The 16,864-nt window shown below is 54.4% G+C and carries 16 protein-coding genes and 1 other annotated feature; of the genes, 4 read left to right on the plus strand and 12 right to left on the minus strand.

The features are described from left to right. Positions 1-180: 180 nt before the first annotated feature. The 3 genes from WFP70_RS07420 to tal form a co-directional block, all read right to left on the minus strand. The gene (locus WFP70_RS07420; RefSeq protein ID WP_182058621.1) at positions 181-1,482 is read right to left on the minus strand and encodes an MFS transporter; all 1,302 of its coding nucleotides are present in this window, start codon (positions 1,480-1,482) and stop codon (positions 181-183) included. Positions 1,483-1,595: 113 nt separating this feature from the next. Next, on the minus strand, positions 1,596-2,183 hold the full coding sequence (mog, locus tag WFP70_RS07425; RefSeq protein WP_038649159.1) for a molybdopterin adenylyltransferase: 588 nt from the start codon (positions 2,181-2,183) through the stop codon (positions 1,596-1,598). Positions 2,184-2,306: 123 nt separating this feature from the next. Then, a complete protein-coding gene (tal, locus tag WFP70_RS07430) occupies positions 2,307-3,260 on the minus strand; it encodes a transaldolase (protein ID WP_034826122.1) in 954 nt (317 codons plus the stop codon). A 213-nt stretch (positions 3,261-3,473) separates the two neighbouring features. Between tal and yaaA the strand changes: the two genes are divergently transcribed. Continuing rightward, the gene (yaaA, locus tag WFP70_RS07435) at positions 3,474-4,250 is read left to right on the plus strand and encodes a peroxide stress protein YaaA (RefSeq protein WP_160869758.1); all 777 of its coding nucleotides are present in this window, start codon (positions 3,474-3,476) and stop codon (positions 4,248-4,250) included. A 63-nt stretch (positions 4,251-4,313) separates the two neighbouring features. Here the strand turns inward: yaaA and thrC are convergent, their stop codons facing one another. The 5 genes from thrC to WFP70_RS07460 form a co-directional block, all read right to left on the minus strand. Then, complete coding sequence (gene thrC, locus WFP70_RS07440; protein WP_337023101.1) at positions 4,314-5,597, minus strand: threonine synthase; 1,284 nt, start codon at positions 5,595-5,597, stop codon at positions 4,314-4,316. Between the two features lie 3 nt (positions 5,598-5,600). Continuing rightward, complete coding sequence (gene thrB, locus WFP70_RS07445; RefSeq protein ID WP_337023173.1) at positions 5,601-6,530, minus strand: homoserine kinase; 930 nt, start codon at positions 6,528-6,530, stop codon at positions 5,601-5,603. Between the two features lie 2 nt (positions 6,531-6,532). Beyond that, the gene (thrA, locus tag WFP70_RS07450; RefSeq protein ID WP_160869754.1) at positions 6,533-8,995 is read right to left on the minus strand and encodes a bifunctional aspartate kinase/homoserine dehydrogenase I; all 2,463 of its coding nucleotides are present in this window, start codon (positions 8,993-8,995) and stop codon (positions 6,533-6,535) included. Positions 8,996-9,021: 26 nt separating this feature from the next. After that, positions 9,022-9,144: a sequence feature (Thr leader region), on the minus strand. Continuing rightward, positions 9,080-9,151, minus strand: coding sequence for a thr operon leader peptide (gene thrL / locus WFP70_RS07455; protein WP_128601299.1), 72 nt, complete (start codon positions 9,149-9,151; stop codon positions 9,080-9,082). Its footprint overlaps the feature before it by 65 nt. A 202-nt stretch (positions 9,152-9,353) precedes the next feature. Continuing rightward, positions 9,354-10,043: a tRNA/rRNA methyltransferase gene (locus WFP70_RS07460; RefSeq protein ID WP_038649173.1), complete on the minus strand. Its 690-nt coding sequence runs from the start codon at positions 10,041-10,043 to the stop codon at positions 9,354-9,356. A gap of 609 nt (positions 10,044-10,652) precedes the next feature. On the opposite strand from WFP70_RS07460, the gene arcA reads away from it, so the two are divergent. Next, entirely contained in the window at positions 10,653-11,369 is a 717-nt protein-coding gene (gene arcA / locus WFP70_RS07465) for a two-component system response regulator ArcA (RefSeq protein ID WP_034826183.1), read from the plus strand. Positions 11,370-11,417: 48 nt separating this feature from the next. On the opposite strand, the gene creA is transcribed toward arcA, so the two are convergent. Further along, positions 11,418-11,891 carry a protein CreA gene (creA, locus tag WFP70_RS07470; protein WP_034826184.1) on the minus strand — a complete coding sequence of 158 codons (474 nt, stop codon included), beginning with the start codon at positions 11,889-11,891 and terminating at the stop codon, positions 11,418-11,420. Between the two features lie 194 nt (positions 11,892-12,085). On the opposite strand from creA, the gene robA reads away from it, so the two are divergent. Continuing rightward, positions 12,086-12,967: an MDR efflux pump AcrAB transcriptional activator RobA gene (robA, locus tag WFP70_RS07475; protein WP_034826193.1), complete on the plus strand. Its 882-nt coding sequence runs from the start codon at positions 12,086-12,088 to the stop codon at positions 12,965-12,967. Positions 12,968-13,117: 150 nt separating this feature from the next. On the opposite strand, the gene gpmB is transcribed toward robA, so the two are convergent. Continuing rightward, positions 13,118-13,765, minus strand: coding sequence for a 2,3-diphosphoglycerate-dependent phosphoglycerate mutase GpmB (gpmB, locus tag WFP70_RS07480; RefSeq protein ID WP_038649182.1), 648 nt, complete (start codon positions 13,763-13,765; stop codon positions 13,118-13,120). Positions 13,766-13,816: 51 nt separating this feature from the next. On the opposite strand from gpmB, the gene yjjX reads away from it, so the two are divergent. Next, on the plus strand, positions 13,817-14,335 hold the full coding sequence (gene yjjX / locus WFP70_RS07485) for an inosine/xanthosine triphosphatase (RefSeq protein ID WP_038649184.1): 519 nt from the start codon (positions 13,817-13,819) through the stop codon (positions 14,333-14,335). Here yjjX and trpR read toward each other — a convergent pair whose 3' ends face one another. Together trpR and sltY are read right to left on the minus strand one after the other, a co-directional pair. After that, complete coding sequence (gene trpR / locus WFP70_RS07490; RefSeq protein ID WP_337023102.1) at positions 14,336-14,659, minus strand: trp operon repressor; 324 nt, start codon at positions 14,657-14,659, stop codon at positions 14,336-14,338. Between the two features lie 44 nt (positions 14,660-14,703). After that, a complete protein-coding gene (gene sltY, locus WFP70_RS07495) occupies positions 14,704-16,623 on the minus strand; it encodes a murein transglycosylase (RefSeq protein ID WP_058959378.1) in 1,920 nt (639 codons plus the stop codon). Positions 16,624-16,864 lie beyond the last annotated feature (241 nt).

Below are 16,864 nucleotides of genomic sequence, written 5' to 3' on the forward strand. Positions count from 1 at the left end.
TAGCGTTGTTAGCAGATGTGCGGTCAAACTGACCCTTTTCAACTGCTGTGACAGGCTTTTTTTGCTGCCTGACATCACTCGATGACAAGTAAATGGGGCCGCTTCAGAGCGCATCAAGGGTTAAAACTAAAATAATTTTAAAAAAATGCGGAAAAGAAAAAGGCGCTTACGCGCCTTGGGTTAGACATTCACCTGATTGAGCAGCGTCGATCGCTGTTTTTCGCTCTGCAGCCACAGGCCAACCAGCAAGCCAATCAGCGCCAACGCCAGCACATACCAGGCCGGCGCCATCGGCGTGAGTTGCATCATCAGCGTCACGCTAATCGGTGTCAGACCGCCAAAAATCGCATAGGCCACATTGTATGAGAAGGAGATGCCGGTGAATCGCACCGCCGCCGGGAACGCTTTAACCATTACAAAGGGCACCACACCCACCACGCCCACGCTCAATCCCGCCAGGCCGTACCAGACAAACAGCATCTCAGGCGAGCCACCCAGTTGATGGAAGAAGTTCCAGCTGAAGATGGCCAACAGCAACGAACCGCCCATCAGCGTTAATGCCGCGCCGAAGCGATCCACCAGCCAGCCAGCGACGACGCAGCCAATCAGCAACATGATGGTAGCAACGCTATTCGCCTGCAGACTTAACGCTGCGGGAATCGCATGCTGCTTCTGCATTAACGTGGGTGCCATCAGGATCACCACCACAATGCAGGCCGAAAGCAGCCAGGTGACCAACATCGACACCACAATCCCGCGCTTATGGCTGGTCAGAATGGTCTGCAGCGGAAGCTTTTCGGATAATGCTTTGCGCTCCTGCATCTGTTTAAACACCGGCGTTTCATGTAACCAACGGCGCAGATACATTGCCAGCAAACCAAACAGGCCACCGAGGAAGAACGGAATGCGCCAGCCGTGATCGCGAATCGCAGCCGGTGAAAGCGTGGTGTTCAGCACCGTCGCCACCAGCGAACCCAGCAAAATGCCCGCCGTTAAACCTGCTGTCAGCGTGCCACAGGCAAAACCGATGCGTTTTTCCGGCACATGTTCAGCCACGAAGACCCACGCACCCGGCACCTCGCCACCAATCGCGGCGCCCTGCAGCACGCGCATCAGCAGCATCAAAATCGGCGCTGCGATGCCAATACTGGCATAAGTCGGCAGTGCGCCCATTGCCAGCGTGGGTAACGCCATTAACAGAATGCTCAGACTAAACATCTTCTTGCGCCCAACTTTGTCACCAAAGTGCGCCATGATGATGCCGCCCAGAGGGCGCGCCAGATAACCTGCGGCGAAAATCGCGAAGGTCTGCACCTGACGCAACCACTCTGGGATATCCGGCGGGAAAAATAGCTCGCCAATTACGGCGGCGAAGAAAACGAAGATGATGAAGTCGTAGAATTCCAGCGCCCCGCCGAGGGCGGCCAGCGATAGGGTTTTATAATCCTGGCCGTTGAGACGGCGCGTTGTGTGTGCATCCATAGTCGTGCGGTATCCAGAAGCAAAGTCAGTGTGGTTGTAAAGCTGGAGTTACTATACCGTCAATATTTCGCCACACCAGCATCGCTGGATTTTATGCCTGAAAACGGCGATTTTCAGACGTTTGTCTCACGCCTTGCACTTTTAGGGCGAAATGCTGCTACCACCTCGGGATCAGTTTCCACATAGGGTCCTTCCAGTAACTGTAAACAATAAGGTACGGCGGCAAAAATGCCTGGCACTTTCACTGCACCATCTTCTGCTTTCAGCCCTTCCAGCGTCTCTTTGATGGATTTCGGCTGGCCCGGCAGATTGAGGATCAGCGACTGTTTGCGTATCACCCCCACCTGACGCGAAAGGATTGCAGTCGGTACAAACTGCAGGCTGATTTGGCGCATCTGTTCGCCAAAACCCGGCATCTCACGATCGGCGACTGCCAGAGTGGCATCGGGCGTCACATCGCGGCGCGCAGGACCGGTTCCGCCGGTGGTCAACACCAGATTGCAGAACAGTTCATCGACCAGTTCGCAGATCGCCTGTTCAATCATCGGCTGCTCATCGGGCACTAAACGGGTTTCGATTTCAAACGGGGTAGTCAGCGCGGCGGCGAGCCAGCTTTCCAGCGCCGGAATGCCTTGATCCTGATAAATGCCATTAGCAGCACGATCGGAAACGGAAATTAATCCAATACGTAAAGTATCCATTAAGTTATCGCTGTGGTTGACCGCAATGCGGCAATTGAAGGGGAATGCAAAAAGGATAATACAAAGCGGAAGCGAGGGGAAAGCGTAAAACCGTGGCGACGGGTGCCGCCACGGCAAATCACCTTACAGCAGTTCGGCGATCATCTTCTCAAGTTTGCCCTGATCGATGGCAAAGTTGCGGATACCTTCAGCCAGTTTGGTCACGGCCATTGGATCCTGGTTGTGCTGCCAGAAGAACTCAGCTTCGGTCATTTTCGCAGGGCGCGCTTTGACTTCACCGGTATAGCTCAGCTTGCGCTCAACCGCGCCTTCGCTCTCTGCCAGCTCTTTCAGCAAGCCCGGAGAGATGGTCAGACGGTCACAGCCGGCCAGTTCGATGATTTCACCGATGTTACGGAAGCTGGCACCCATTACCACAGTTTCATAACCGTGCTGTTTGTAATAGTTGTAGATTTCCGCCACCGACACCACGCCTGGATCTTCATGCGCAGCGTACTCTTTCTTATCGGTGTTCTGCTTGTACCAGTCGAGGATACGGCCTACGAATGGCGAGATCAGGAACACGCCTGCTTCAGCACAAGCACGCGCCTGCGCGAAGGAGAACAGCAGAGTCAGGTTACAGTTGATGCCTTCTTTTTCCAGCTGCTCAGCAGCACGGATGCCCTGCCAGGTTGAGGCCAGTTTGATCAGGATACGGTCGTTGCTGATGCCCGCATCGTTGTACAGCTTGATCAGGCTACGTGCCTTCGCGATGCTCGCTTCGGTGTCGTAGGAGAGACGTGCGTCAACTTCGGTAGAGATACGGCCTGGGATCAGTTTCAGAATTTCCAGACCAATGTTGACGGCCAGCTTGTCAGAAACCAGTGCCAGCTGCTCTTCTTTGTTGCTGCTCTGCTGACGTGCCCAGGTAATGGCTTCGTCAATCAGTTTGCGGTATTCAGGGATTTGAGCGGCGTTGAGGATCAAAGAAGGGTTGGTGGTCGCATCTTGCGGCTGATAAAGCTTCATCGCCGCGATATCACCGGTGTCGGCGACCACAGTAGTCAGCTGACGCAAGGAAGTAAGTTTGTCCGTCATGGTTCTCTTTCTCTTAGGTTGACTGTCAGGGTGTAAAAGGCTGTTGGGATAATATCACGCACAATTCACTGCGCAACATCACGAAGTGCCTCATTACGATAGCGCTAACAAATGGGAGCGATTTGCCGATCCGTGCAGCTTTTTTGCTACACTCGTCGCAACTTAATTCCCACCAATCCCCTGTAAACAGGCGGGTCAACAAGGACAAACACGATGCTGATGGTTATCTCGCCAGCGAAGACACTGGATTTTGAAAGCCCGCTGGCGACACAGCGCTTTACGCAGTCAACACTGTTAGAAAAATCACAACAGCTGATCGATGTTGCGCGCGATCTTTCACCGGCGCAGATCAGTTCACTAATGAGCATCAGCGACAAACTGGCACATCTGAATGCCGATCGCTTCAACCAGTGGCAGCCGCCCTTCACGCTCGACAATGCGCGTCAGGCAATTCTGGCGTTTAAAGGCGACGTGTACACCGGTTTGCAGGCTGAAACGTTCAGTGATGCAGATTTCGATTTTGCCCAGCAGCACCTGCGCATGCTGTCCGGTTTATACGGCGTGCTGCGCCCACTGGATTTGATGCAGCCTTATCGTCTGGAAATGGGCATCAAGCTGGCCAACCCGGCGGCGAAAGATCTCTACGGTTTCTGGGGTGATTTACTGACGCAGAAGCTCAATGAAGCGATGGCCGAGCAAGGCGATGAGGTGCTGATCAACCTGGCATCTGATGAGTACTTCAAAGCGGTGAAGCCGAAGCAACTGAACGGTGAGTTGATCAAGCCGGTGTTCCTTGATGAGAAGAACGGCAAGTTTAAAGTGATCAGTTTTTACGCCAAGAAAGCGCGTGGCCTGATGAGCCGCTATGTGATTCAGAACCGCCTGAGCAAGCCCGAGCAGCTGAAACAGTTTGATGTTGATGGCTACTTCTTTGCGGCTGATGAGAGCAAAGGTAACGAGCTGGTGTTTAAGCGCCACGAACAGAAATAAAAAAAGGTCGCCATCATGGCGACCTTACTCTTCAAAACGCGCATGGTCGCGCGCCTGTTTGCATTACTTCATCAAGAACTTACGCAGTTCAGCAAAGTCCGCCGTCATATTATGCGACAGCAGTGGCAGCTCAGCGCGCTCTGCCAGCTCTTTTGGCAGCGGCAATTCCTGACCCAGAATCTCGTCCACGCTCTCTTTGAACTTGGCCGGATGCGCGGTGCCGAGGAACAGGCCGAACTCGCCTTCCTGCAGGTTGTCACGCAGCATACGATAGGCAATCGCCGCGTGCGGCTCAGAGATGTAGCCAATTTCTGCCAGCTCACGCATGGTGGCTTTGGTGGTCTCATCCGATACCGCACCAGATACCAGATCGGTCAGGCGCCAGGTTTTACGACGGAACAGCTCTTCCACGCGCGGCCAGTTGTTCGGCTGGCTGACGTCCATGGCGTTCGACAGGGTTGCCACTGTCGCATTTGGCAGCCATTCGCCCTTATCAAGGAAGCGTGGCACGGTGTCGTTGGCGTTGGTTGCAGCGATAAAGCGCTTGATCGGCAAGCCGAGGGATTTCGCCAGCAGGCCAGCGGTCAGGTCGCCAAAATTACCGCTTGGCACCGACACCACCAGCTGATTACGCTGCTCTTGTGGCAACTGCGCCACCGCTTCGAAGTAGTAGCAGATCTGTGCCAGCAGACGGCTGATGTTGATTGAGTTCGCTGAGTTCAGGCCAATCGCCTTCTTCAGCTCTTCATCATCAAACGCCTGCTTCACCAGCGCCTGGCAGGCATCGAAATCGCCTTCCACCGCGATGGTTTCAATGTTGCCGCCCAGCGTACAGAACAGCTTTTCCTGCAGCGGGCTGATTTTGCCCTGCGGATAGAGGATAACGACGCGCACGTTTTCCATGCCGTAGAAGGCATGTGCCACGGCGGCGCCGGTGTCACCTGAAGTCGCGGTCAGAATGGTGATCTGCTCATCAGCGCCTGACACATAAGAGAGCATCTGCGCCATGAAACGGCCACCGAAGTCTTTGAATGCCAGCGTGGGGCCGTGGAACAGTTCGAGGCACGCCACATCTGCACTGACTTTCGCCACCGGCGCGGGGAAGGCAAAGGCGTTTTTCACGCGCTCAGCCAGCTGGTGCGCGGCAATCTCATCGCCAATATAAGCTGAGAGAATTTTGCTGCTGCGGCTGACGAAATCCATCTCCAGCATCGCATCGATGTCGGTCAGTTCGAATTCCGGCAGTTCGAGCGGGAAGAACAGCCCTTGCTGCGAGCCGAGGCCCTGTTTAACGGCCTGAGCAAAACTAACCTGCTCGTTGTGATCCTTAAGGTTGTAGAGTTTCATGCGTTATCCCAAGTTACGTGCGCCAGCCGTATCAAGACGGCAGATATGGACGAAGCCTTCATCGTTCTGCAGATAGTGCTGGTTTAGCCAGTCTGCCATCCGCTGTGCCGTTGCCATCTCGTTGCAAACGGCGAAAAGTGTCGGGCCGGAGCCCGAAATACCACAGGCCAACGCACCGATGTCGGCAGCCGCCTGGCGCGCCTCAGCGAAGCCCGGCAGCAGTTTGGTGCGGTAAGGTTCTGCAATCACATCCTGCATCAGTTTAGCCGCCAGCAGCGGCTGGCGGGTATGACAGGCGTGAATAAAGCCCGCTAACAGACGTCCATGCTTGATGGCATCTTCTTTGCGGTACTGCGCAGGCAGAATCGCGCGTGCTTCAGCGGTTGAGACTTTAATGCCTGGATAGGCCATCACCCACAGCCAGTCATCAAAGCACGGCACATCCTGTGAGATGATACCGTTTTCTTCAATCATCAGCTGTACACCGCCGAGGAAGCAAGGCGCGACGTTATCAAAGTGCACGCTGCCGGAAATACGCCCTTCCAGCTCGCCCATCAAGGCCAGCAGCTCGGTATCGTTCAATGGCTTGCCGCAGAACTCGTTCATCGCCATTAAACCCGCGACCACCGAGCAGGCGCTGGAACCCAGGCCTGAACCGATCGGCATATTCTTTTCCAGTGTCATCGCGACAGGCACTTCTTTACCAATCGCCTGGCAGAAACGTTCCCAGCACTGATAAACGATGTTCTCTTGCGGATTGGTTGGCAGCTTGCTGACAAAGCGCCCGGTGTTCACCAGGCTGAAGCTGTCGGCCGCTTCTACCGATACGCAGTCACCCAACAGAGTGCCATCCACCGGCGAAACCGCCGCGCCCAGCACATCAAAGCCGACGCTGACGTTACCTATTGAGGCCGGTGCATAAATTTTTACCATCATCAAACTCCCAACTTCCACGACAGTGTACGCAGCAAGTCGGCAAACACGCCGGCCGCTGTGACATCATTCCCCGCGCCGTATCCACGCAGAACCAGCGGGATCGGCTGATAATAGCGGCTGTAAAACGCCAGCGCGTTCTCGCCGTTCTTCACTTTGTACAGCGGATCGTTACCGTCCACCGCATCGATTTTCACTTTGCAGACGCCGCCTTCTTCAATGGCGCCGACGAAGCGTAACACTTTACCTTCATCACGCGCTTTGGCAACGCGGGCGGCAAAAGCATCATCCAGTTCCGGCAGGCGGGCCATAAATTGCTCGACGTCAGCGATGTCGGTGAGTTCAGCTGGCAGCAGCGGCTCAATCTCGATATCGCTCAGCTCCAGTTGATGACCCGCTTCACGCGCCAGAATCAGCAGTTTACGCGCCACATCGGTACCGGAGAGGTCGTCACGCGGATCCGGTTCGGTAAAGCCCATCTCACGGGCTGTTTTGGTGGCTTCTGATAACGATACGCCTTCATCCAGTTTACCGAAGATAAAGGAGAGCGAACCGGAGAGGATACCGGAGAATTTGATCAGCTCGTCACCGGCATTCAGCAGATTTTGCAGGTTTTCGATCACCGGCAGACCAGCACCGACGTTGGTGTCGTACAGGAACTTACGACGCGATTTCGCCGCGGCCGCACGCATCTGCTGATAGTAATTCCACGACGAGGTATTAGCCTTTTTGTTCGGCGTCACCACATGGAAACCTTCAGCAAGGAAGTCAGCATATTGATCGGCCACCGCCTGGCTGGAAGTACAGTCCACAATCACCGGGTTCAGCAGGTGATACTCCTTTACCAGACGCATCAGACGACCGAGATTGAACGGCTCTTTGGCTTCGCTCAGCGCGCCTTTCCAGTCGCTGAGATCGATGCCGTGCACATTGGTTAACAGCGCGCGAGAATTGGCGATACCGCACACGCGCAGGTCGATGTGCTTCTCTTTCAGCCACGCCTGCTGACGATGCAGCTGCTCCAGCAACGCCGCGCCGACACCGCCGACACCGACAACGAACACTTCGATCACCTGATCGGTGGCGAACAGCATCTGATGCACCACGCGCACGCCAGTGGTCACTTCATCATTGCTCACCACCACCGAGATGGAACGCTCAGAGGAACCCTGCGCAATCGCCACGATATTGATGTTGGCACGCGCCAGCGCCGAGAAGAATTTGGCGGAGATGCCGCGCAAGGTGCGCATGCCATCGCCGACCACGGAAATCACCGCCAACTGCTCCAGCACATCGAGTGGATCCAGCAGGCCATCTTTCAGCTCCAGATAGAACTCTTCTTCCAATACACGGCGCGCACGCGCCTGCTCGCTCTGCGGTACGCAGAAACTGATGCTGTATTCAGAAGAGGATTGGGTGATCAGCACCACGGAGATACCGGTGCGCGACATCGCGGCAAACACGCGTGCTGCCATGCCGACCATGCCTTTCATACCAGGACCGGAGACGTTAAACATCGCCATATTATTCAGGTTGGTGATGCCTTTCACCGGGTTCTCATCCAGCTCGCCTTCGCCACCGATCAAAGTGCCGGGCGCTTGCGGGTTGGCGGTATTTTTGATCAGACAAGGAATCTGGAATTGGGCAATTGGAGCAATGGTACGCGGATGAAGGACTTTCGCGCCGAAGTAAGACAGCTCCATCGCTTCCTGATAGGACATCGACTTCAGCAGTCGCGCATCCGGCACCTGGCGTGGATCGCAAGTGTAAACACCGTCTACGTCAGTCCAGATCTCGCAGCAGTCCGCACGCAAGCAGGCAGCCAGCACCGCCGCCGAGTAGTCAGAGCCATTACGGCCCAGCACCACCAGTTCGCCCTTCTCGTTACCGGCGGTAAAACCGGCCATCAGTATCATGTGATCGGCTGGGATCTGGCTGGCCGCGATGCGACGGGTTGACTCGGCGATATCCACGGTGGATTCGAGGTAGTGACCAACGGCCAGCAGTTTCTCCACCGGATCGATCACCGTGACTTTATGGCCGCGCGCCTGCAGCAGCGCTTCCATGATGGCGATAGAGAGCTTCTCACCACGACAGATAATGCCGGCATTCACCGCATCCGGGCACTGGCCCAGCAGGCTGATGCCATGCAGCACCTGTTTCAGCTGGGCAAATTCCAGCTCAATGCGGGTTTTCAGGCCATCGTAATCGAAGCCCGGCTGAGCCTCCGCCAGGCCCTGCAGCAGATCGGCAAAAATCCGTTCGGCATCGCTGATATTCGTCAGTGCGTCCTGGCCGCTAATGGTTTTCTCAATCATCGCCACCAGATGATTGGTGATTTTCGCTGGCGCAGAGAGCACGGTGGCAACCTGTCCCTGTTGCGCGTTGCTTTCCAGAATATCTGCCACGCGGAGAAAACGTTCCGCATTGGCTACTGAGGTTCCGCCGAATTTCAGCACTCGCATGATTGAAGCTCTCCTGAATTTTTGCCGAAAAAAAAGCCCGCACTGTTTAGGTGCGGGCTTTTTTCTTTGTTTTTCCTGTATGCGTCAGCCCGCACCGTTACCTGTGGTAATGGTGGTGGTAATAATAATTGTGGTGTTCAGGCTGTGATTACGCATTGAGATTTTTTCTGTCTGTCTTTGTCTTGTCCGTCTGCCTTCCAGAAGTAAAGCAAAGCGCACGTTAAGTCAACGAATTTGTCTTAGCCGCCATTTTAAGGCGACTGCGCAGAGTTCGGTGTCTGCGCGTAAATCATATTGGGATCGTTCGACTGATCGCCCTGTTTCCCGATCAATCACTATTAAAAACGATATTCACCGATTATTTATCTATAAGTTTTTTTTCTACATCATGTAGCAGGCGATGCAGCATGGCGCTATCGCGTTGTTCCAGTAGGCCAATGCGCTGATCGATCCAGTCCGCCATTTTGGCATCGTCGCTCACCTCCAGTTTCACCAGCAGCTGGTGGAAGCGCTCGCGCAGCGCCTGCAGCTGGTGTTCGTTCGCCACTTCTTTCACTTCTGCCGCGACCTGATTCAGCGCCGACAGCTGATAGCAGTACACCATCACCGCCTGTCCGAGGTTGAGTGAAGGATAATCATTGGCCATTGGAATGCCGGTCAGCAGATCGACCTGATCCAGCTCTTCATTGGTTAAGCCGCTGTCCTCACGTCCAAACACCAGCGCGATACGACTCAGCCACTGACGTTTCTCCTGCAGGATGGTTTCTACCTGTGCGGGGGTGGCGTAATAGCGAAACTTCGCACGACTGCGTGCCGTGGTGGCGACCGAGAAATCGACATCGGCCAACGCCTCACTCAGCGTGGCGTAGGTTTTGACGTTATCAAGAATCTCCCCGGCACCGTGTGCAACGCGACGCGCAGCCGGGTCTTGCCAGGCGTCACTGGCGACAATGCGCAGTTCACTAAAACCCATGGTTTTCATGGCACGAGCGGCCGCACCGATATTTTCCGGACGGGCGGGTGAGACAAGGATCAGGGGGAAATGCATGATTTTTCCATCGAACTGTTAACAACTCGCCCTATGTTGGCATGCAGTGGCAAAAATACCAACCACAGGGGCAAGAGAAAATAAGATGTTAAGGATGTTAAAAGAGGATAAAAGCGATGGGGAGAAGATATTGTGGGATATAACTAAAATTTCCACGCTTAATTAATATAAATCTATTGTTTTTCATATTATTAAAATATTATTTCCTGCAGGTTTTAGTTTTACCGTTATGCAGCCAAAATGTAGCAAAAATGCTGCTTTTTGTGAGCTAAGCTGGCATTCCTGGAGAAGTTTTTCATAAAAGTGTTAACGTGCTACACTTGCATTTGATATAAGTCAACGAAGCGTTGTTTTTATGCTTATCGGTTGTTGTTGGTGCTGTTAGGTTGCTGTTAATACGGTTAGGATAAGCGCCAGTCCGATACCCACGGGGCACGCAAATATTCATCCTGACTGGCTGAGCTAACACTGAAGTTGACATAGATGGATGGTGTATTCCGAAGATTATTTCGTACACCGGTTGCGTAAGGCACGCTGTTTTGATGAACAGTAAACGCAGCCATCGTACGCCCTGTTTTCGATTTGTTGGCAAATTTTAGGTAGCGAAACATGCAGACCCCGCACATTCTTATCGTTGAAGACGAACTGGTCACGCGTAACACCCTCAAAAGTATTTTTGAGGCGGAAGGTTACGTGGTCTATGAAGCCACCGACGGCGCCGAGATGCATCAGGTTTTGACGGAAAATGACGTCAATCTGGTGATCATGGATATCAACCTGCCAGGCAAAAACGGTTTGCTGCTGGCACGCGAATTGCGTGAACAAGCAAACGTTGCGCTGATGTTCCTGACAGGTCGTGATAACGAAGTAGATAAAATCCTCGGCCTGGAGATTGGCGCCGATGATTACATCACTAAACCGTTTAACCCACGTGAGCTGACGATTCGTGCACGCAACCTGTTATCGCGCACCATGAATCTGGCGATGCCAAGTGAAGAACGTCGCGCGGTTGAAAGCTATCGCTTTAACGGCTGGGAGCTGGATATTAACAGCCGCTCACTGATCAGCCCGAACGGTGAACAGTATAAGCTGCCACGCAGTGAGTTCCGCGCGATGCTGCACTTCTGCGAAAACCCGGGCAAGATTCAAACCCGTGGCGATCTGCTGAAGAAGATGACAGGTCGTGAGCTGAAGCCGCATGACCGCACCGTGGATGTCACCATCCGCCGCATTCGTAAGCATTTCGAATCCACCCCGGATACGCCAGAAATCATCGCCACCATTCATGGCGAAGGGTATCGCTTCTGTGGTGAATTGCAGGATTAAGTTTGCTGCAGTAAAAGAAAAACGCCCATCAGGGCGTTTTTTTATGCCTCAATGCCACGGCATGATTGGCACAGCGCTCAGCGCATTCTTCGGCGAACCGTCCACCACTTTATCTGAGTAGCTCAGGTAAACCAGCGCATGACGTTTTTGATCATAGAAGCGCACCACCTGCAGCTTCTTAAATACCAATGAAGTGCGCTTTTGGAAGACCACTTCTCCTTGCGCCTTGCCTTGTGCGATTTTATCGCTAAGCTCTACAGGCCCAACCTGCTGGCAGGAGATGGCTGCGTCGGAAGTATCTTCCGCCAGACCTAATCCGCCCTTGATCCCACCGGTTTTCGCCCGGCTGATATAACAGGTTACATTTTTTACGTCGGGGTCGTCGAAGGCTTCCACCACGATCTTATGGTCGGGGCCAAACATCTTGAAAACCGTGTCTACCGAGCCGATTTCCTCGGCCTGAACGCCCGCGCTGAAGAGACAAGTTGCAAGCGTGATTATAAGAAAGCGAGTTATTGTCATTGAGTTACCATTGCCAATCGAATAGATGAGACTGTAATGTACTGTCAATCGAACCCGGAACCAAACCTAAACGGGTTGTAACCCGCATTGATTTAGCACAGCCGATTGACAAACCGCCCCCACGCTTTTGTGCATTTCGTGCTATTATTCGACGACTTCATAGTTGCGCCACCAGAGAGTTATGAGGATGTTTTATGGACCAAGCCGGTATCATTCGCGATTTGCTTGTCTGGCTGGAGAGCCATCTGGATCAACCCCTTTCATTAGATAATGTTGCGTTGAAAGCGGGCTATTCCAAGTGGCACCTGCAGCGTATGTTCAAGGAAGTGACGAGCCACGCCATCGGCGCTTACATCCGCGCGCGTCGCCTGTCGAAAGCCGCTGTGGCCTTGCGCCTGACCAGCCGCCCGATCCTCGACATCGCTTTACAATACCGCTTCGATTCACAGCAGACTTTTACCCGTGCGTTTAAAAAGCAGTTTAATCAAACGCCCGCCTGGTATCGTCGCTCATCGGAATGGAACTCCTTCGGCATTCGCCCGCCGATTCGTCTGGACGATCACCACATGCCTGAGGCCACGTTTGTCACGCTGCCGGAAACGGTGCTGGTCGGGCAAACGCAGAGTTACACCTGTACGCTGGAGCAAATTTCCAGCTACCGTGACGAAATGCGCATCCATTTCTGGAAACAGTTCCTGCTGGAAACTGATACCGTGCCACCGGTGTTATACGGTCTGCATCAGGTACGTGCCAGCCATGAAAAGGATGATGAGCAGGAGATTCTCTACACCACGGCAGTGCCTGCCGATCAACAGGCATTGAGCATGCAGTCGAATCAAAATGTGATTCTCGAAGCCGGGGATTACGTGCAGTTCACCTATAACGGTGCGCGCAGCGCACTGGGTGAGTTCATTCTGCTGCTATACGGCACCTGTATGCCAACGTTGGGTCTGGTGCGTCGTCAGGGCCAGGATATTGAGCGTTTCTTCACGCATGGCGGTAAGAAACGCAGCGAACCGCCAACGGAAATCCGTTGCGAATACCTGATTCCCATTCGCCCGCAGCAGAATCGCTGATATCAAAATGCCGTCATGATGACGGCATTTTTTTGGCTTCAATAACGGCAGATCGCCATAAATGGCGAGCTGACCCTTTTGCTGGGCAGGCAATCATTACCCCCACCCTTTACAGGCTGCGCATTGATGCGCACCGAAACCGAATGACGCTTAACGCTGCAATTCGTCCAGCGCAGGCGCATCCAGATGCGACACATCGCCTGCCGTCTCGACCACCCAACCTGCAGCCAGCCACGCGCTCTGTTGATGATCCACGCGTGAAATCGAGCAGTTGCGCAGGCGCAAACGGCGCTCAGCGTGCGCCGGCAATCCCAATAGCGTACTCACTAACACGCCTAACGCCATACCGTGACTGACAATCAACGGACGGCTGCCCGCTGGCAGTTCGAGCAACGCGTTCAGCGCTTCGTGCATGCGCGTCGCCATCTCCAGCATCGATTCACCGCCTGGGATGCGGCCGTCTTGGGTGCCATCCACCAGCGTTTTACGCCAGCTCTCCTCTTCCGGCGTTAAGCCATCAAGGGGGCGCTGTTCGAGACAGCCCATATTCAGCTCACGCAAACGTGCATCAACCGTGACCGTACAACCGCAGGCATCCGCGATGATCTCGGCGGTGCGGCGCGTGCGGCCTAAATCGCTGGCAATCACATGGGTGATGCCCTGCGATTTCATCCGTTCACCCACTTGCTGGGCCTGTTGCTCACCTTTTTCCGTCAGCGGACTGTCGGATTGACCTTGAATGCGTCGGGCCGCATTCCATACCGTTTCGCCGTGACGAACAAGATAGACCTGTAGCATGCTTAATTTCCGTTATACTGCGACAAATTTGCCTTGAGGGTTCAAACAATTATGTACCACGTTGTCGCAGCCACCATCAACCCGGCAAAAATTCGCGCGATTGCTCAGGCGTTCAACGACGTCTTTGGTGAAGGATCCTGCCATATTGAAGGGGTCGAGGTCGAGAGCGGCGTTGCTGCTCAACCGTTAAGCGATGTCGAAACGCGAACTGGCGCACGTACCCGCGTGGCAAATGCGCGTTTGCAGCGTCCTGAATCTGACTACTGGGTCGCGATTGAGGCCGGTATCGAAGGCGATTGTGCCTTTGCATGGATGGTGATTGAAAACGCCCAGCAGCGCGGCGAATCGCGCTCTGCCAGCTTCACCTTGCCGCCGATTGTCATGGAGGGCTTAGCCGCCGGACACGAACTCGGTCACGAAATGGCACGCTTAACCGGCGTTGATAATATCAAGCAGAAAGGCGGCGCTATCGGCGCGTTTACCAACGGTCTGTTGAGCCGCTCAAGCGTTTACCACCAGGCGCTGATACTGGCACTCTGCCCGTTCACCCATCCGCTGTATCAGCAGTAATTAATGGCGGCCTAAGCGCGCTTCCAGCCAGCGTTTCAGCTCGGGAGGCGCTTCTTTCAGACTGTTAGATCCACGCGTGATGGTGGCGATACCGACGCCCAGCTCATTCTTCAGCTCGCGCTGGCTCATGTCGCCGTTCATCAGCTCTTCAATAATGCGCAGGCGCGTGCCAAACGCTTCACGTTCATCGGGCGTCATCATCAGTTGCAGCAAAGGCAACGACACACCGTCCGCGAAAGCTTTCTGCATCAAATCGATAAAACGCAGCCAGTTATCTTCAACAGGCTGAGCCGCATCCGGCTGGGAAGAAAGAGGTTGGCTCATGAAGGGCTTCCGTACTCATTAGCGAGTACGGAAGCATAGCACAGCTAGTAACGGCGATTCCACTCGCCATCGGCGAGAATCTTATCCGGCTTGCCCATGAAGTAACGGTAGTAGGCGTCATACGCCAGCACGTTTTTCACGTAGCCGCGTGTTTCTGAGAACGGAATGGTTTCGATAAACGCCACCGCATCCAGTTTTCCGCCGCTGTTATTCAACCAGCTGCGTACCCTGCCCGGCCCGGCATTATAGGCCGCCGAGGAGAAGATGCGGTTCTGATCGAACTGCTGATAGACGTATTCCAGATACTGCGTACCAATCTGAATATTGGTCTGTGGGTCGAGCAACTGGCTGCTGTTCACATAGCCGGGGATGTTGTACATCTTCACGGTATGGCTGGCCGTGGCTGGCATCACCTGCATTAAACCACTGGCACCGACCGGCGAACGCGCTTTCGGATTCCACGCACTCTCCTGGCGGGAGATCGCCATGGCATAGCTCTGCGGAATACCTTTATCGCTGGTGTATTGCTGATACAGATTGCGCCATGCCAGCGGGAAGCGCTCTTTCAGGCTATCCCACATTTTGGCGGTAATGGTCGCCTGCACGCTGAGATCCCACCAGTCCTGCTCGTTGGCGTAACGCGCCAGCATCTGTTGCTGCGAATGGGTCTTGCTGGAGATCAGATTGGCCCACTCACTGCGCGCCAGGTTATCCAGCCCCCAATACATCAGCTCACGCACGCGCGCCAGTTCAGGCCCCTGCACCACCGAGCTGTCTGCCGCCGGGGCCTGATCGATCTGCAACGGATATTCCACGCCGAGACGTTGCGCCGCCACCATCGGGTAGAAACCACGAGCCTGCATCAGCTTACGCAGAATCTCATCGGCTTCTTCTTTGCGCCCCTGAGAAATCAGCAGATCGGCTTGCCAGTATTGCCACTCATCTTTCTCTTTGGCTTCAACCGGTAAACGCGCGATCCAGGTGTTCAGTCCACGACGATCGTTCTGACTGAGCGCCAGACGCACGCGACGCTCCACCAGCGCGGTGGATTCACTGTTCATCACCACTGCATCACGCCAGCGCGCCTGCTCGGAGGTCAGATCGGCGCCCATCATGCGCCACACGACAGTTTCCTTCAGATCCTGCTCTTCCGCCGGGCTCATTTTCTGCGCCTGCACCAGTTGCGGGATCATCATGCGCGCATTATCCATGTCTTCACGCGCGACGCGGGCAAAGGCATAACTGGTGGCCATACGAGTGAAATCGGTCGGACCGAGGCTGCTGGCAAAAGTGGTGACGGTCTGCGGATTTTGCTGCAGCGCAATCAGCGCGCTGGAAGTGGTTTGATAATCCGCTGGCAGCATTTTCGCCAGATAATTCACCAGACTGTCGTTGCCGGCTTTCATCGCCAGGCGAATACGTTCGAGAATGGTAATCGGCGACATCTGTCCGGACGCTTGCCACACCGAGAACAGCTGATCGCAGTCATTCGGCAACGCGGAACCGCGCAGCCAGATCGATTTCGCGCCATCAAACGCCACCTGCTGCTGGCCGGTAGCCCACTTGGCGTAATACCAGTTACAGCGCGCCTGCACCGGTTTGGGTTCATCCGGGCTAAAGCTCAGCACGCCCTGCCAGTCCTGACGATGTGCCAACACGTTGACGAAGCGTGTCGAGAGTGAACGCGCCGGTGGCAGCGTTGGATATTGCTGAATGAAATTCTTCACCGCCAGCGGCGTCTCTTGATCGAGATCCTGCGCCAGCAAACGGTATTGCAGATACGGATAGAGCGGATAATCCTGCAGCGTTGGCATCAGCTGCGAGACCTGGTCCATTTGATTGTTATCCCAGGCTTGTTTGATTTGCGCATAGCGCTGTCTTTGTTGATCCAGCGAGTCGGCCCACACGCTGCTGGCCGTGCTGACCAGACAGATCCCTATCATCCAGTTACGCCACTTCTCCACTCTACTCTCCTCTCTGCTGCGATCCAGCTCATGCCAGACTTAACTCATGCTAACCAGGCCAACGGTCTCTTGCCATGTTCTTCACAAAATTTACGCAGGCGCACCGTGATTGCACACCGTCTGCGCTGTGACTGTGCAAATTATCATCACAAAATCTTATGTCATATCAATTAGCTACAGCTATTCATTTACTTACAAAAATGGCACGCGCTTTGCTTTGTTGAATTCCATCTTGTATACC

The organism is Pantoea sp. USMM079, from assembly GCF_037153115.1.
GTDB classification, from domain to species: domain Bacteria; phylum Pseudomonadota; class Gammaproteobacteria; order Enterobacterales; family Enterobacteriaceae; genus Pantoea; species Pantoea communis.

Bases quoted from the DNA above. Each gene is read 5' to 3' on its own strand.
- trpR (WP_337023102.1), bottom strand. From the start codon at position 14,659: ATGAGCCAACCTCTTTCTTCCCAGCCGGATGCGGCTCAGCCTGTTGAA.
- yaaA (WP_160869758.1), top strand. From the start codon at position 3,474: ATGCTGATGGTTATCTCGCCAGCGAAGACACTGGATTTTGAAAGCCCG.
- tal (WP_034826122.1), bottom strand. From the start codon at position 3,260: ATGACGGACAAACTTACTTCCTTGCGTCAGCTGACTACTGTGGTCGCC.
- gpmB (WP_038649182.1), bottom strand. From the start codon at position 13,765: ATGCTACAGGTCTATCTTGTTCGTCACGGCGAAACGGTATGGAATGCG.
- thrB (WP_337023173.1), bottom strand. From the start codon at position 6,530: ATGGTAAAAATTTATGCACCGGCCTCAATAGGTAACGTCAGCGTCGGC.
- thrA (WP_160869754.1), bottom strand. From the start codon at position 8,995: ATGCGAGTGCTGAAATTCGGCGGAACCTCAGTAGCCAATGCGGAACGT.
- arcA (WP_034826183.1), top strand. From the start codon at position 10,653: ATGCAGACCCCGCACATTCTTATCGTTGAAGACGAACTGGTCACGCGT.
- robA (WP_034826193.1), top strand. From the start codon at position 12,086: ATGGACCAAGCCGGTATCATTCGCGATTTGCTTGTCTGGCTGGAGAGC.
- WFP70_RS07460 (WP_038649173.1), bottom strand. From the start codon at position 10,043: ATGCATTTCCCCCTGATCCTTGTCTCACCCGCCCGTCCGGAAAATATC.
- yjjX (WP_038649184.1), top strand. From the start codon at position 13,817: ATGTACCACGTTGTCGCAGCCACCATCAACCCGGCAAAAATTCGCGCG.
- WFP70_RS07420 (WP_182058621.1), bottom strand. From the start codon at position 1,482: ATGGATGCACACACAACGCGCCGTCTCAACGGCCAGGATTATAAAACC.
- mog (WP_038649159.1), bottom strand. From the start codon at position 2,183: ATGGATACTTTACGTATTGGATTAATTTCCGTTTCCGATCGTGCTGCT.
- creA (WP_034826184.1), bottom strand. From the start codon at position 11,891: ATGACAATAACTCGCTTTCTTATAATCACGCTTGCAACTTGTCTCTTC.
- thrC (WP_337023101.1), bottom strand. From the start codon at position 5,597: ATGAAACTCTACAACCTTAAGGATCACAACGAGCAGGTTAGTTTTGCT.